The sequence below is a fragment of the Amycolatopsis sp. PS_44_ISF1 genome, assembly GCF_032335455.1.
Lineage (GTDB): Bacteria > Actinomycetota > Actinomycetes > Mycobacteriales > Pseudonocardiaceae > Amycolatopsis.
The window spans coordinates 1753464-1766240 of the sequence record NZ_JANUXO010000002.1 but is presented as its reverse complement, the minus strand read 5'-3'; the positions used below and the strand labels follow the sequence as shown (position 1 = coordinate 1766240).

The window sequence follows — 12777 nt, the reverse complement described above, 5'->3', positions numbered from 1 at the left end:
GCCGGATTCACGGTGGCCACCCCGCGGTGGGTGAAATTTCGGCTCGGGCGGAATCCCAGCCCACCGCGCTCGCGCCCAGAAAATTCGGTCTCCACGCCCGCGAGCCTGTTGCCCGACTGTGCCGCGGCCGTCCGAGCCTCGTGGTTCTCGTGCGCACGGATCAAGCGCGGATCCCCGGGTCAGTGACGGGCACGGTCCACACCGGGACCGTGGGGGACCTTGGTCACCAGGACACAGACCTTGTGGCCCTCGTCCCGGCCACGATCGCCGACGATGCTGGATGAATCCGATCGACGAGAGACCGGGAGCCGACGATGAGCCGAGCACAGCCGCTGGTGTGGGAACAGACGCTGGCCTCCACCGTGCGCGTCCTCCCCGTACAACACCCAGCCCTGGCGCTTCGTCGTCAAGCCGGACCTGGTGCAGATGCGGCTCGATCGAGCCTGTGTGCCCGTCGTGACCGATCTCCGGGCCGGCGAAGCGCGCCTGGCCTGCAGCGCCACCGCGCTCAGCGCCATCACCGCCCTGCGGGCGGGCGGGGTCGGGGTCGAGACCCGGACCCTGCTGGACCGGCCCGGCTCGACCTGCTCGCGACGCTGCGGCTGGACGGGAAATGCAAAGCCACGGCCGAGGACGGCCACCTCGCCCGGGTCGTTTTCCACCGGCGCACCAACCGATCTCCCTTCCTCGGTCAAGAGGCCGGAATGACACTCCAACGGGTGCTGCTCACCGCGACCGTCAAGGGCCTGGCCACGTCGTTCCCGACCCACCCCCCGCGAACCCCCGCGATCCGACGCGAAGTCGATCAGTTATCCCCGGATGGGGGGCGCTCGCAGACCCGGCTACGGCTACCGCACCTTGCTCACCCTCTTCCGGCTCGTGGAGAGCGTGGCGACGGGGACCGCCGATCGTGGACTCGGGTGCGGATGGGGCGGCGGTCCGATGCGGTGCCGCGACGGCACGGGACGACGGATCACCGTGTCGCCACGATCGTGAGCTGTCACCCGGATCGGTTTTTCTTCGCTTATCGGGGTGAACAAACAATCGTGCCGTGTCCTCCCGTCATCGTGGTGGTGTAGGCAAAAGAGTCTCAATTCATATTGTCCTTCGCGAACAGGGGAGTCTCAGGATATGCGTGCAATCCAGTACAACCGGTTCGGTGGCTACGACACCCTGGAATCAGCCACGGTGCCCGAACCGGTGCCCGCCCAGGACCAGGCAGTGGTGCGGATGACCCTCGCGGGGATCAACCCGCTCGACAACACCGTCCGATCAGGCAAGCTACCGGCCGCGGCCGTGAAAGACTTCCCCATCCGCCCCGGCGGCTTCGGTGTCGGCGTCATCGACAACCCCGGGGGTTCCGACCTGCCCGCCGGGACACGAGTGGTGATCAGCGGCGGCCGCTACGGCGTGGGTGTGGACGGCACCTGGGCCGATGCCGTAGCGGTCGACCCCGAGCACCTGCTGGCGGTTCCCGATGCGGTCGACGACGTCGCCGCCGCCGCGCTGACCACCGGCGCGGGGTACCTCACCGCATACCTCGCTCTCACCGAGCTGGCCGGTTTCACTCTTGGATCGGCAGTGCTCGCACCGGGTGTCGGCGGGGCGGTGGGACAAGGAGGGGTCGAAGTCGCCACCGTGCTCGGCGCGAGTCACGCCATCACCACTGCCACCAGCACGGCCAAAGCGGAACAAGGACGAGCCCGGGGGTACCAGGTGATCGACCTGTCCCAGGAATCGCTGAAAGAGGGTGTCGCGCGGCTGACCGGCGGTACGGGCGTCGACATCGTCCTCGACGGCGTCGGCGGCCCGCTGACCGGTGAAGCCCTCGGCGCCCTCGCCCGCGGCGGCCGGCTGATCAGCATCGGCTACGCCGCCGGACCGCACGCGATGATCAACGTCACCGATCTGATCTGGAAGAGCGCCTCCATCCACGGCTTCCAGTTCGCCCGATTCACGGCCGAGCAGGTCAACACGGTCAACCGGACCCTGCTGGAGCTGGTGGAAAACCACCGGATCGACCCGGTGGTCGACCGCGTGTTCCCCCTGGACCAGGCCGCGGAAGCCGCGCGGCACCTGAGCGAAAACGGCCCTTTCGGCCGGGTCCTGCTGAAAATGTGACTGCTCGTCGCTGACGGGCACGTGGCGTGGGTGAGAAGGGAACCGGCCTGTCCGAGGCGCTCGACATATGGTTCCCGGGATTCTTCGCGGAAACAACGTCGAGCGCCAACGAGTGAAGTTCCGGCTTCCCGCCCCGCGGCCGCCTGGGCTGGAGTGTCGGTGATCCGGCCCCGGGGCGGGTCTGGCGTTCGTCGCGGTGATTGGGTAGCGCACTCGGTCATCGCACCGACGCCGGCGACCCCTGCGCCCGACTGTTCATTACCAGCGCACCGCAGGCGCCACCAGCGGCCCGTCACCGGCATGTCCGCCGGTCATCTCGACTTGTCGGGCTATGACGCCATGTCGCCGACCACGGTTCAACGCCTTCCCGCCATCTCCCATGGCCGCTTCGCAGCTGGATACCGGACCTCAACGCCCGCTCCTGCTCGATGTCAATGTCAGGAGGGAAGTGCCGGTAACGGCCAGCCAGAGCAGGCTCCGAAATGGTGCTGACGACCACTCCCTCTGCATCCTCAGGTCCGGGCGAAGTTCGAGTCCGCGTCCGATGTCGTCTGGCCGATCAAGGCGCACTCGCCGCGCTGCCGGGTCATCCCCACCGGCCAACGCCACGGACGGAACCCGCGCCTGTCCAGCGTCTGCCGGGTGTGAGAAATGACCCGCTCACGCGGACTTCGCCGCGTATTCAACCGGACCCCGATCGGTCGGATGCGGCGGAGTTACCACCTCGTCGACGGTCCCGTCGACGAGGTGGCAGCCGAACGTGACCGCATCCTTGACGACCCGGCTGCGTTCTCGTGGCCCTTACCGGTGACACCGTCACCACGGGCTTCGACTCGTCGGCACGTGGATATTTTGCGCGGTCATTTACTCCGGGGGAATCGACGGCCGTGGTCTGTAAACGTATGCGGTGGTTCCGCCCATTGTGCGAGGACTTACTGCTAAGCCTGTCAGCTGAATTCGCCGGTCAATCTGGCCTTGTGGGCGGGCGTGCTGCGGCCGAGTCGGCTGCCCGGGCCGTGGCGCGGTAACGGCCCGGAGTGGTACCGAATTGCCGCTTGAAGGCGTGGGAGAACGAGTAAGGGCTGCTGTAGCCGACCTGTTGCGCCACGGTGGCCAGTGTGGCGTTGCTGTGGCGCAGTAGCGCGGATGCGGTCACCAGGCGCCACCAGGTGAGGTAGCCCATCGGGCCGTGGCCGACCGCCGCGGTGAACCGCCGGACCAGCGTGGGCCGCGACACCCCGACGGCCGCGGCGAGACGGCTGATGGTCCACGGGCGGGCCGGGTCGGCGTGCAGAGCCGTCAGCGCGGCCGCCGTGACGGGGTCGGCGAGCGCGGCCGTCCAGGCCGCCTGCGGGCCGGCGCCCATGGTCCACCAGCGCATGGCATAGACCAGGACGAGGTCCAGCAGGCCGGGAAGCGCGGCCGCTGCGCCTGCCTGCCCGGGACGCTGCTCCAGTTCCAGCAGTCGGATCACCGCACCCAGCTCGGTTGCCTCCGCGGAGGCCCGGTCGATGTGGATGACCTCCGGCAGGTCGGCCAGCAGCGGAGGCAACCGGCCGGCGGGAAGCCGGTACTTGCCGCAGAGCACGTCGACGACACCGGACCCCGGTGCGGGCCCGGCCCCGGCCTGGGGTTGGGCGCTCCGCCAGGACGTGAACGACACCGTGCGCCGGCGGGCCTCGGCGGGATCCAGATACTCGCTCGCCACAACGAACCTTCGGGCTCTCGGGGTGAGCAGCACGACGTCCCCGCGCGCCAGCGCCACCGGTTCGCCTTCGTCGCGCAGCAGCCAGCAGGTACCCGTGAGCACGGTGAGGAACGCCGTGCCCGTGTAGTCGTCGAGCTGCACACACCACGAGCCGGTCAGGTGAACGCGATCGGAGGACGGCCGACCGAATCGGGCGGCCGCAATGGCATTGGCCAGCAGGTCCATCCGGCCAACGTAGCAACCGGATGAGCGGCGCGACCGTGAGACGACCACGCAGGCACGTGATCCGGCGACGCATCGAGCTCACCTCGCCGCCGCCCTACCGTTGCGCCATGAGCACTGCTGACAACACGGCCGCCGCTCCCGCCGTCGTCCTGGGTGAGGTCGAGGTCGTGCGGCTGATCGAGTGGCACGGACCGTTCGGCCCGGCCGCCGCGGCGTTCCCGGACATTCCCCCGCACATCTGGCGGGACAACGCGGACTGGCTGGTGCCCGACCACTACGAAGCGGAACACGAACTCGCCGTGCTCGCCCTGCAGACCTGGCTGCTGCGCAGCGCGGGCCGGACGGTCCTGGTCGACACCGGTATGGGCGACGGGCACCCACGGCCCGGCTCACCGCCGTTCGACCGCTGGCAGGGCGGGCTGCTGGACCGGCTGCGCGCGGTCGGCGTCACGCCTGGCGATGTCGACGTGGTGGTCAACACCCATCTGCACGTCGACCACATCGGCGGCAACACCGTCGAGGCCGATCCCGGCGAGTGGGTACCCGCATTCCCGAACGCGCAGTACCTCATCGCGCGGGCCGACGACGCATTCTTCGGCCCAGGCAACGCCCACGGCGCCGGCACCCAGGACGACGGACGCCTGGTCTACGAAGACAGCGTCGCACCGCTGCACCGCGCCGGTCAGACGGTGCTGTGGGAGGACTCCTATCGCATCGACGAGAACCTGACGCTGGAGGCGGCGCCCGGGCATACACCGGGATCGTCGGTGCTGAGCCTGCGCTCCGGCCCGGACCGGGCCTTGTTCGTCGGCGACCTCATCCAGAGCCCGGCCCAGCTCGTCGACCCTGCCTGCAACAGCGCGCACTGCGTCGATCCCGCAGCCGCCCAGACCAGCCGCCGACGCCTGCTCGACCAGGCCGCACGGGACCGCGCGTGGATCATCCCCGCCCACTTCGGCGGCGCGGGTGCGTTCATGACCGACCCGGACGGCGGCCACCACACCTGCCATCCGATGGGCCAGACCGGGACGCCGGTCAGACCCCCGCGATAGCGGCAAGCTCGCCATGACCGGCAGCGTGCCTCATCTGGATTGGGGTCCAGCAGGGCAAGGTCATCACGGGCCGGGCGAGTTGCCGCGACGGCCGATGCGCGATGCGGTGGGAGCGCTGAACGAGCCGCTCATTCCGCCGGGTGTGGCATGCCTGCAGGGTGGCGGAATGTTGCGGACCGGCGATCGGCGGTGTTCACCGCGACGGTGTTCGCGCCGCCCAGCGGGGGCGCCTGGCGTCATCTGCCGCCCGATTCCGGTATTTCTGCGACGGCAGCACACCGCCGGTCCACCAGCGGACCGAGGCATGGCCATGGCGCGCCACGCACCGGTCGGCATTGGCCGACGGTACCGTCGCTGATGAACCTGTCACCGTTCAAGTCGAAGTGGGGCATCTCGATCGGGGCCCCATCCGGCATCTACGCCAAGCCGCACTGATTGACGAGCACCGCTACTGGGTGATGATCGGCGTATCGGGAGTGACGGGGCCGCCGGTCGTGCGGACGCGCTCGATGCTCCGGTCGAGATTGACCAACCTGATCACAAGCCATGATCAATATCGGCCAGTTGTGACTGCACTGTGGCGAGCCTTTCGGATAAGAAAGGCAGCTGCCCGACGCACCTGCAGGCGGTTCGGCCACCGCTTCGTCCGGACACTGCATTGTGTCGCTTACCTCGTTGCGGGGCCACCACGCCGGCAGTCGTAGCCATGCTGAATGTCGTACGAAAGTGGAACGGTTTCTCGATCGGCGGGCGGTGCGTTCCCGATGTGCGGTCAGCGGCATGAGCGGATGTTGTCGTCCTGGCGGGGTGAATACCGGCTGGCAGACCGCGGAGCAGCTCGGTGCGTAGGTTGTGCCAGGCCGACGCCAGCGGAGACCTCACCGTTCACGCGGTTGACGGTGTCGCTGGCAGGCGACACGTCGGGACGGTGACTCATCCAACCGCTCGCTCTGCCGTGGTCACCCTGTCCGGAGAGGCTGGGCTAGAGCCATGGTCGAGGAGGTGATGGGCGGGACTGATCGTGTCCCGCCCATCACCGGTGCTGGGGTGGTGGGTCAGGTGATGATGAGGACGAGGCGGCCGCGGACGTGGCCGGTTTCGCTGGCGTGGTGGGCGGCGGCGATGTCGGTGAGGGGGTAGGTCCGCTCCACTGGTAGCCAGAATTGCCCGCGTTCGATGAGTTCGCCGATGGTGGCCAGGGAGTGGAAGGCGTTGCCGTCGACGAATCCGTTGCTGAAGTGGACGCCGTGTGCTTCGGCGCCGGCGACGTCGGCGAGGGTGATCACGTTTGTCGGGTCGCCGCCGGTGAGGGTGACGAGTTCGGGGAGGATTCCGTTGCCGGCGACGTCGAGGGCGACGTCGACGCCATGGGGGGCGAGGGCATGCACGGCGTCGGTCATGCCGGGGCCGTAGGTGACCGGTTCGGCGCCCAGGGTGTGCAGGAAGCCGCTGTTGCGGGCGCCGGCGGAGCCGATGACCCGGGCGCCGCGGGCGCGGGCGAGCTGGACGGCGGCGGTGCCGACCCCGCCGGAGGCGCCGTTGATGAACAGGGTGGTTCCGGTGGTGACGTTCAGCTGGTCGAGGCCGCGGGTGGCGGTTTCCAGGGCGGCGGGCAGGCCGGCGGCGTCGACGAACCCGAGCGACTCAGGGATGGGTGCCCGGTAGGTGAGCAGCGCGTATTGGGCGGCGGCGGCGTGGTCGTCGGAGATCCCGAAGACCCGGTCGCCGACGGCGACGTCGGTGACGCCGTCACCGAGTTCGTCGACGATGCCGGCGACGTCGGCGCCGGTGGTCTCGGGCAGGGTGGCGCCGAAGTTGAGTTCACCGCGGCGCATTTTCGCGTCGCTGGCACTGATTCCGGCGGCCCGGACGGTGATGCGGACCTGGCCGGGGCCGGGATGCGGGTCGGGAAGGTCCACGATCTGCAGGACCTCGGGTCCGCCGTAGTGCTGGAACTGTGCTGCTTTCATGGTGATCGTCTCCTGTCGGGTGCGCTGGTGCGCGGGAATCGGCGGGGGTGGGGTGGTCAGACGGTGCGGCTGTGAGGGATTTGCCGGGTGTAGTCGAGGTCCCAGTCCTCGACGCCGATGGCGATGATGCGGTGGGGATGGACGCAGATCATCGCGTTGTCGTACTGCTCGGGGGTGGGGACGCCGGTGAGTGCTTCGGCGTGACCGCGGATTTCCAGGGAGCGGACCCGCCAGGGGTCGGTGCTGGGGACGTCGTCGATGACCAGTGCGATGCGGCCGTTGTCGGCGACGTTGCGGAACCGGCGGCTGGTGCTCAGCCGCAGGCCCAGCAGGTCGATGGTGCAGGTGCCGGGGTTGTAGCTGAACCCGACCGGGCTGACCTGCAGGGTGCCGTCCGGCTGGGCGGTCGCCACCCGGCACAGGTGCTGCTCGGCCATGTACCGGATCTCTTTCTCGGTGAACACGGGTCTCCTCGGATCAATCGATGCCGCGTACCGGCAGCGGGGGGTGGGTCAGGGGGTGAGGGCGGGCTCGGTATCGGGTCTGGTGGCAAGGGGCCCGGGGCGGTAGAGCCCGGCTGCGAGCAGCGCGGCGGCGAGGAACAGGGCGGCGGCGATCCAGAACACGAGGTGGTAGCCGGCGAAGGTGGCCTGAGCGAGGGTGGCCGGGTCGGCCGCGGTCGCGGCGTGGGCGGTGAGGTAGCGGGTGGTGGCGGTGGCGCCCAGGGAACTGAACACCGCGAGCCCGATCGAGCCGCCGACCTGCTGGGTGATGTTGGCCATCGCGGAGGCCACCCCGGTTTCACCGGGCGAGACGCCGGTGGTGGCGGCGTTCTGCCCCGGCCCGAAGATCATGCCGAGGCCGAGCCCGATGATCAGCAGCGCGGGCAGCACCCCGCTGGTGTAGGTGGAACCGGCGTCGAGGCCGGTGAGCAGGGCCATCCCGGTTGCGGCGAGCAGGCTGCCGGCGGTGACCACGGGCCGTGGCCCGACGCGTGGCAGCAGCGCCGCGCCGGACACGATCGCCCCGCCCATGATCAGCACGACCATCGGCAGGAACGCCAGGCCGCTTTGCACCGGGGTGAACTTCAGGGTGTCGGCGAGGTAGTAGGTGACGAACAGGAACACCGCGAAACCACCGGTGCCGGAGATCCCGATCGTCAGGTAGGAGGCGCCACGGTCGCGGTCGAGCACGACCGGCAGCGGCAGCAGCGGGTGCGTCACCCGGCGTTCGAACAGGACGAACGCGAGGAGCAGGAGCACGCCGAGCGTGACCGGGCCGAGGGTCACCAGGGCGGTCCACCCGGCGGTGGCGGCGTTGCCCAGGCCGTAGACGAGGCCGAACAACCCCAGCAGCGCCAGTACCGTCCCGGCGAGGTCGAGCCGGGTGCGGGGCGGGCGGGCCCGGTCGCGGAGGAACAGCCACGCCCCGGCCACCGCGAGGACGGCGATGACGACGTTGACGTAGAGACACCACCGCCAGGACAGGTTCTGGGTGAGGACCCCGCCCAGGAGCAGGCCCAGCGCACCACCGGCGCCGGAGACCGCGCCGAACACGCCGAACGCGCGGCCCCGTTCGGCGGCGTTGCCGGCGAAGGTCACCGACACCATCGACAGGGCGGCCGGGGCAAGGGCCGCGGCGAAACCGCCCTGGGCGATGCGCGCGATCAACAGCAGGGTGAAGCCACTCGCGGCGCCGCCGAGCGCGGACGTGGCGGCGAAACCGATCATGCCGATGACGAACAGGCGCTTACGGCCGTAGAGGTCGCACAACCGGCCGCCCAGCAGCAGCAGGCTGCCGAAGGCCAGGGCGTAGCCGGTCACGATCCACTGGCGGTTGGAGTCGGAGAAGGCCAGGTCGCGCTGCGCGGTGGGCAGGGCGATGTTGACGATGGTGGAGTCGAGGATGACCGTCAGCTGGGCCAGGCTCAGCACGAGCAGCGCCAGCCACCGGTTCGGGACGCTATCGGACTTCATGGGGCCTCGTTCACTCGGAGATCAAGTTACCAACGTTATATTAGACTTACCGATGATAAGTCAACTGTTGATGGGTAGAGTGAGGTCATGACCGACGATGTCCTGTGGCTGCGCGAGGAACGCCCGCGACCATCCCGGCGCGCCACGCCGCTCACTCTGGAACGCATCATCAGCGCGGCGGTCGCCGCGCTGGACTCCGACGGTGCCGAACGGCTGACCATGCGCCGGCTCGCTGAACGCCTGGAGGTCACCTCCACGGCGCTGTACTGGCATGTCTCGACCAAGGAGGACCTGCTCGCCCTCGCCCTCGACCACATCGTCGGCGAGGTACCGGTCCCTGCGCCGCAAGCCTCGCCCCGGGCCGGGATCCGGGCGCTGCTGCTCGGCTGGCGTGCGGCGATGCTCGCCCACCCGTGGTCACCGGCGCTGCTCGGGCGTCCGCTGCTCGGGCCCCATGTGCTGGCGCGCACCGAGTACCTTCAGGCCGCGCTCCTGCGAAGCGGGCTGGATGGAGCGGATCTCGCTGCCGCCCGGCAGACACTCGTGAGCTTCGTGCTCGGAGCGTCGATGGCCGATGCGACCTGGCGCCGGCTGGGTGACCCGGACGTGATCGCGAAAGTCCGTGCGCACATCCTCGGCTCCGCCGAGCGCTACCCGGCCCTGAGCACCTCCGGCTTCACCGACGCCCGATGGTCCGACGACGACCTGTTCGACACCGGCCTGAACCACCTGCTCGACCAGCTGATCCCCGCGCCCTGACCGCCACGCCCGTGTACGCGCGTCCGCTGTACCCGGAGGCCCTGCCGACGACCCGCACGGTGGCGACGGGGCGTTTCCGCGGATCGGTGAAGTAAGTAGGCCAATCCGGGTACCCCCGGCCGGGCTGCTCGTGCTCGCTGGTGGAGCTGTTCCGTGAGAGTGTTCCGCGTGCCGTTCCGGCAGCAGGCTGCGGACTGCGGGAATGGACCGTGATCGCTCGCTGTGGGGTTCCGCGGGGATGGCCGCATCGATCGTGGCGACGTCGGGTCTGCGGTCTTCTGATGGGACAGCGGCCCGGCGACGGACTGGACGGTGTCGCTGACCGTCAGCCGTCTTCTCGGACGGGAAGTTCGTTGACGCCGAGGGCGAAGTCCACGTTTCCCACCCCGTGGTTGGCGAGGCCTACCGCGACCACGCCCGCTCCTTCCAGCCAGTGCGCCATTGCCAGGCCGCCGGTGTCCAGCGGACGCATCCCGAGGCTCTTGATGAACCCCTCCACGCTTGCTTTGGCCTGTGCACTGTCGCCGGCGAGGAAGACGTCGGGCCACCCCTTCTCCAGGACATGGCGGAAGACGGTGTTGAACGCCTTCACCACGCTGGCGCTGGCCGGGAGGACCTTGGCGATTTCCTGTGCGATCGAGGTCTCCTCGCGGTGGGCCAGCCCATCGAAGGTGGAGTTGAAGGGATTGCTGATATCGACGATGACCTTCCCCGCGAGGGCGTCGCCGAACTGGGCGACGACCGATAGGACACCGCCGTGCAACAGGGCCACGATGACGATGTCCCCGGCCGGGGTGGTGCCGCATTCGCCTGTCGTGGCGCCTGCGCCGAGGGCCTTGGCCAGGTCCGCGGCTTTGGTCTGATCGCGGCCCATGACCTCGACGGTGTTGCCGCCCGCTATCGCCCGTGCGCCGAGGGTGGCGGCCATGTTCCCGGTGCCGATGATGCTGATGCTGCTCATGAGATGTCCTGTCCTGATTGTGAATCGTTCGGTTCAGATGGCGGTGGTGCCGCCGTCGGCGACGAGTTCCATGCCGTTGACGTAGCCCCACCCGCCCGTTCGACCAGCGGTCCATCACCACCTGCGCGACCTGGTCGAGGTAGAAGTCCGGGGTGTCCTCCAGGTGCGCGAGAATGCGCGGGGTCAGCCAGCCCAGGCCGGCCATCCGTTCGCGCAGCAACCGTTTCTGGGCTTCGACATCTCGGTGGTCGACGTCGGGATCGGCCGCGGGGAAGGAGAACATGGCCATCGCCCGGGTGTCGTCGGAGACGGGCCGCAGACCGGCGGAGCGGCCGGACTCCTGATCCGGTGCAAGGATCTCGACGTCCGGCGGCCTCGATGTGGGCCCTGAACGGCCTGCTGCGCAGGGGATTTCTGTTGCGGTGGTTTGCCCAGTGCCTGCCGGACCGGGTGCACGCGGTGGCCTTCGTCGGGTTCTTGGTGGCGGCGCTGATCGCGGTGCTCCGGCATGCAGACCGACCTCAAAGTCACGGCGACAGAACCTGTGGGGTGCATCACCATGACGGTCAAATACCTTATGGCCAGGGGGAACACACTGAAAGTATCCTAAGTCGTCACTCTAATGGAGGTTTACGGCCGTGATCATGACTGTCACTCTCGAATTAATCGCCAAATAACACAGCTATTTAGCGATTGTTATTGTGAGAGGGGAAGCTTTTGATCACAAAGTCTGTCTCGATATTCGTGGCTGCTGTTACAACGGTTCTTGCGACGTCTGGAGTGGCTGCTGGCAGTCCGACAGCCGCGCCTCCTGGCCAAAGTGTCCAGCGCGTCGCCAACATGACTGCGGTCAGGATTGATATAAGCGTCAAAGACAAAAATGGTCGTATCGTTCATGTTCCTGTGAAATCTGGCGAAATTCAGGCGAATCTGCCGGACTGTGGCCAGTTGCCCAAGCAGTTCACGCCGCAGGACCCGGTATGCGCAGCAAGCACTGCTCAAGGAAACTTCACCGGCCAAATCAACTACGATGGCCAGAACCCCTACACCTTCCAATGGTCGTTCGTGCTCAACGCCGCTACTGCGGCGCTTGCCACTGGTCCGATGGTCGAGGATGCGGATATCTTTGCAAACGGTCAGCGTCTCGGAAACTATCATGATCACCATGCGGGAATTCCATCTGATTACACGCTGCACTCCTCGGTTGGCGGCCTTACCACTGCCGTAAATTATCAGCTGGGCGTGCATGAAGTTTTTCCCACGGCGAACGGCGCGCAGGCCACAGTTAATGCGACTTTCGACTTCGCAATTACACTCGTTCGTTGACAGGTTAAATTTTTCCGAGTCGATCTTCCTTGGCCAGGCGAGGTACACTTAGTGAGCTAGGATTCGCTCAAAGATGCACGAAGGAAGTCATGGCTGATCAGAAAGCGTTCGATAGCTCGCTATTTATTCAGGGGGGGCAGGGTGCTCAGTCGGGAACAAAACTGCCAGCTCCCGACTGGGCCCCTGACATCGGTCGAGCAGTGGCCGACATGGTGGCTGCTTGCCGCCGGCAAGAAGATGCCGCCTGGGTAGGAGATATTGTGTGGTCTTTTGGTGTAGTCGATAAAACTGCTCTACGGGTATTCCTGACAGCTCCTGATGGGCAGGTTTTTGGCTACGATGTGGCCTATGTCGGAGATGCTGAGCATGCGCTGTCCGAAGTTGCCGGCGGTCTTCAAGATTTTATTGTCGATGGCCGTCAAGTTGGCCTTCCGACAGTACCGGGAACCGAACGACCTGCGCAGGCTTCTGTTGTAGATGGTGTTGCGTCTTGGTATGACGCCGCAACGGAATGGAAATGTCAAATCGGTAGCTATCAAAGCGAATAAGAAACTACTAGCCAGCACAGAATCTTGCCGGTTACGCCGAACTGCTGGTGGCGGTTGCTTAAACCGTCGTGACCACGATGCACGCGCGGAGCCCGTCAAGTGCTGAATCACACTGCCTGACCTCGCCGCCG

10 protein-coding genes are annotated in these 12777 nt (G+C 67.5%); 5 read left to right on the top strand and 5 right to left on the bottom strand.

Annotation, left to right across the window (positions count from 1 at the left end):
- Positions 1 to 1032 precede the first annotated feature (1032 nt).
- Positions 1033 to 2121, top strand: a complete 1089-nt coding sequence (locus NYF13_RS22240) for a zinc-binding alcohol dehydrogenase family protein (RefSeq protein ID WP_315659334.1) — start codon at positions 1033 to 1035, stop codon at positions 2119 to 2121.
- 964 nt (positions 2122 to 3085) lie between these two features.
- Here the strand turns inward: NYF13_RS22240 and NYF13_RS22235 are convergent.
- A complete protein-coding gene (locus NYF13_RS22235; RefSeq protein ID WP_315659332.1) occupies positions 3086 to 4054 on the bottom strand; it encodes an AraC family transcriptional regulator in 969 nt (322 codons plus the stop codon).
- 107 nt (positions 4055 to 4161) lie between these two features.
- On the opposite strand from NYF13_RS22235, the gene NYF13_RS22230 reads away from it, so the two are divergent.
- Positions 4162 to 5106, top strand: a complete 945-nt coding sequence (locus tag NYF13_RS22230; RefSeq protein WP_315659331.1) for an MBL fold metallo-hydrolase — start codon at positions 4162 to 4164, stop codon at positions 5104 to 5106.
- A gap of 1055 nt (positions 5107 to 6161) precedes the next feature.
- Here NYF13_RS22230 and NYF13_RS22225 read toward each other — a convergent pair.
- From NYF13_RS22225 to NYF13_RS22215, 3 genes are read right to left on the bottom strand one after another with little or no spacing between them, the layout of a single operon-like run.
- On the bottom strand, positions 6162 to 7076 hold the full coding sequence (locus NYF13_RS22225; protein ID WP_315659330.1) for an NADP-dependent oxidoreductase: 915 nt from the start codon (positions 7074 to 7076) through the stop codon (positions 6162 to 6164).
- A gap of 56 nt (positions 7077 to 7132) precedes the next feature.
- On the bottom strand, positions 7133 to 7540 hold the full coding sequence (locus NYF13_RS22220) for a PPOX class F420-dependent oxidoreductase (protein ID WP_315659329.1): 408 nt from the start codon (positions 7538 to 7540) through the stop codon (positions 7133 to 7135).
- A gap of 48 nt (positions 7541 to 7588) precedes the next feature.
- Positions 7589 to 9052 carry an MFS transporter gene (locus NYF13_RS22215; RefSeq protein WP_315659327.1) on the bottom strand — a complete coding sequence of 488 codons (1464 nt, stop codon included), beginning with the start codon at positions 9050 to 9052 and terminating at the stop codon, positions 7589 to 7591.
- A gap of 87 nt (positions 9053 to 9139) precedes the next feature.
- Between NYF13_RS22215 and NYF13_RS22210 the strand changes: the two genes are divergently transcribed.
- Positions 9140 to 9811: a TetR/AcrR family transcriptional regulator gene (locus NYF13_RS22210; RefSeq protein ID WP_315659326.1), complete on the top strand. Its 672-nt coding sequence runs from the start codon at positions 9140 to 9142 to the stop codon at positions 9809 to 9811.
- Positions 9812 to 10136: 325 nt separating this feature from the next.
- Here the strand turns inward: NYF13_RS22210 and NYF13_RS22205 are convergent, their stop codons facing one another.
- Positions 10137 to 10772, bottom strand: a complete 636-nt coding sequence (locus NYF13_RS22205; RefSeq protein WP_315659325.1) for an NAD(P)-binding domain-containing protein — start codon at positions 10770 to 10772, stop codon at positions 10137 to 10139.
- An 840-nt stretch (positions 10773 to 11612) separates the two neighbouring features.
- On the opposite strand from NYF13_RS22205, the gene NYF13_RS22200 reads away from it, so the two are divergent.
- Positions 11613 to 12098, top strand: coding sequence for a hypothetical protein (locus tag NYF13_RS22200; protein ID WP_315659323.1), 486 nt, complete (start codon positions 11613 to 11615; stop codon positions 12096 to 12098).
- Positions 12099 to 12187: 89 nt separating this feature from the next.
- Positions 12188 to 12646: a hypothetical protein gene (locus NYF13_RS22195; protein WP_315659321.1), complete on the top strand. Its 459-nt coding sequence runs from the start codon at positions 12188 to 12190 to the stop codon at positions 12644 to 12646.
- The last annotated feature ends 131 nt before the right edge of the window (positions 12647 to 12777 follow it).

Coding starts and splice junctions, on each gene's coding strand:
- NYF13_RS22235 (WP_315659332.1), bottom strand. CDS start 4,054: ATGGACCTGCTGGCCAATGCCATTGCGGCCGCCCGATTCGGTCGGCCG.
- NYF13_RS22230 (WP_315659331.1), top strand. CDS start 4,162: ATGAGCACTGCTGACAACACGGCCGCCGCTCCCGCCGTCGTCCTGGGT.
- NYF13_RS22225 (WP_315659330.1), bottom strand. CDS start 7,076: ATGAAAGCAGCACAGTTCCAGCACTACGGCGGACCCGAGGTCCTGCAG.
- NYF13_RS22215 (WP_315659327.1), bottom strand. CDS start 9,052: ATGAAGTCCGATAGCGTCCCGAACCGGTGGCTGGCGCTGCTCGTGCTG.
- NYF13_RS22210 (WP_315659326.1), top strand. CDS start 9,140: ATGACCGACGATGTCCTGTGGCTGCGCGAGGAACGCCCGCGACCATCC.
- NYF13_RS22205 (WP_315659325.1), bottom strand. CDS start 10,772: ATGAGCAGCATCAGCATCATCGGCACCGGGAACATGGCCGCCACCCTC.
- NYF13_RS22200 (WP_315659323.1), top strand. CDS start 11,613: ATGACTGCGGTCAGGATTGATATAAGCGTCAAAGACAAAAATGGTCGT.
- NYF13_RS22195 (WP_315659321.1), top strand. CDS start 12,188: ATGGCTGATCAGAAAGCGTTCGATAGCTCGCTATTTATTCAGGGGGGG.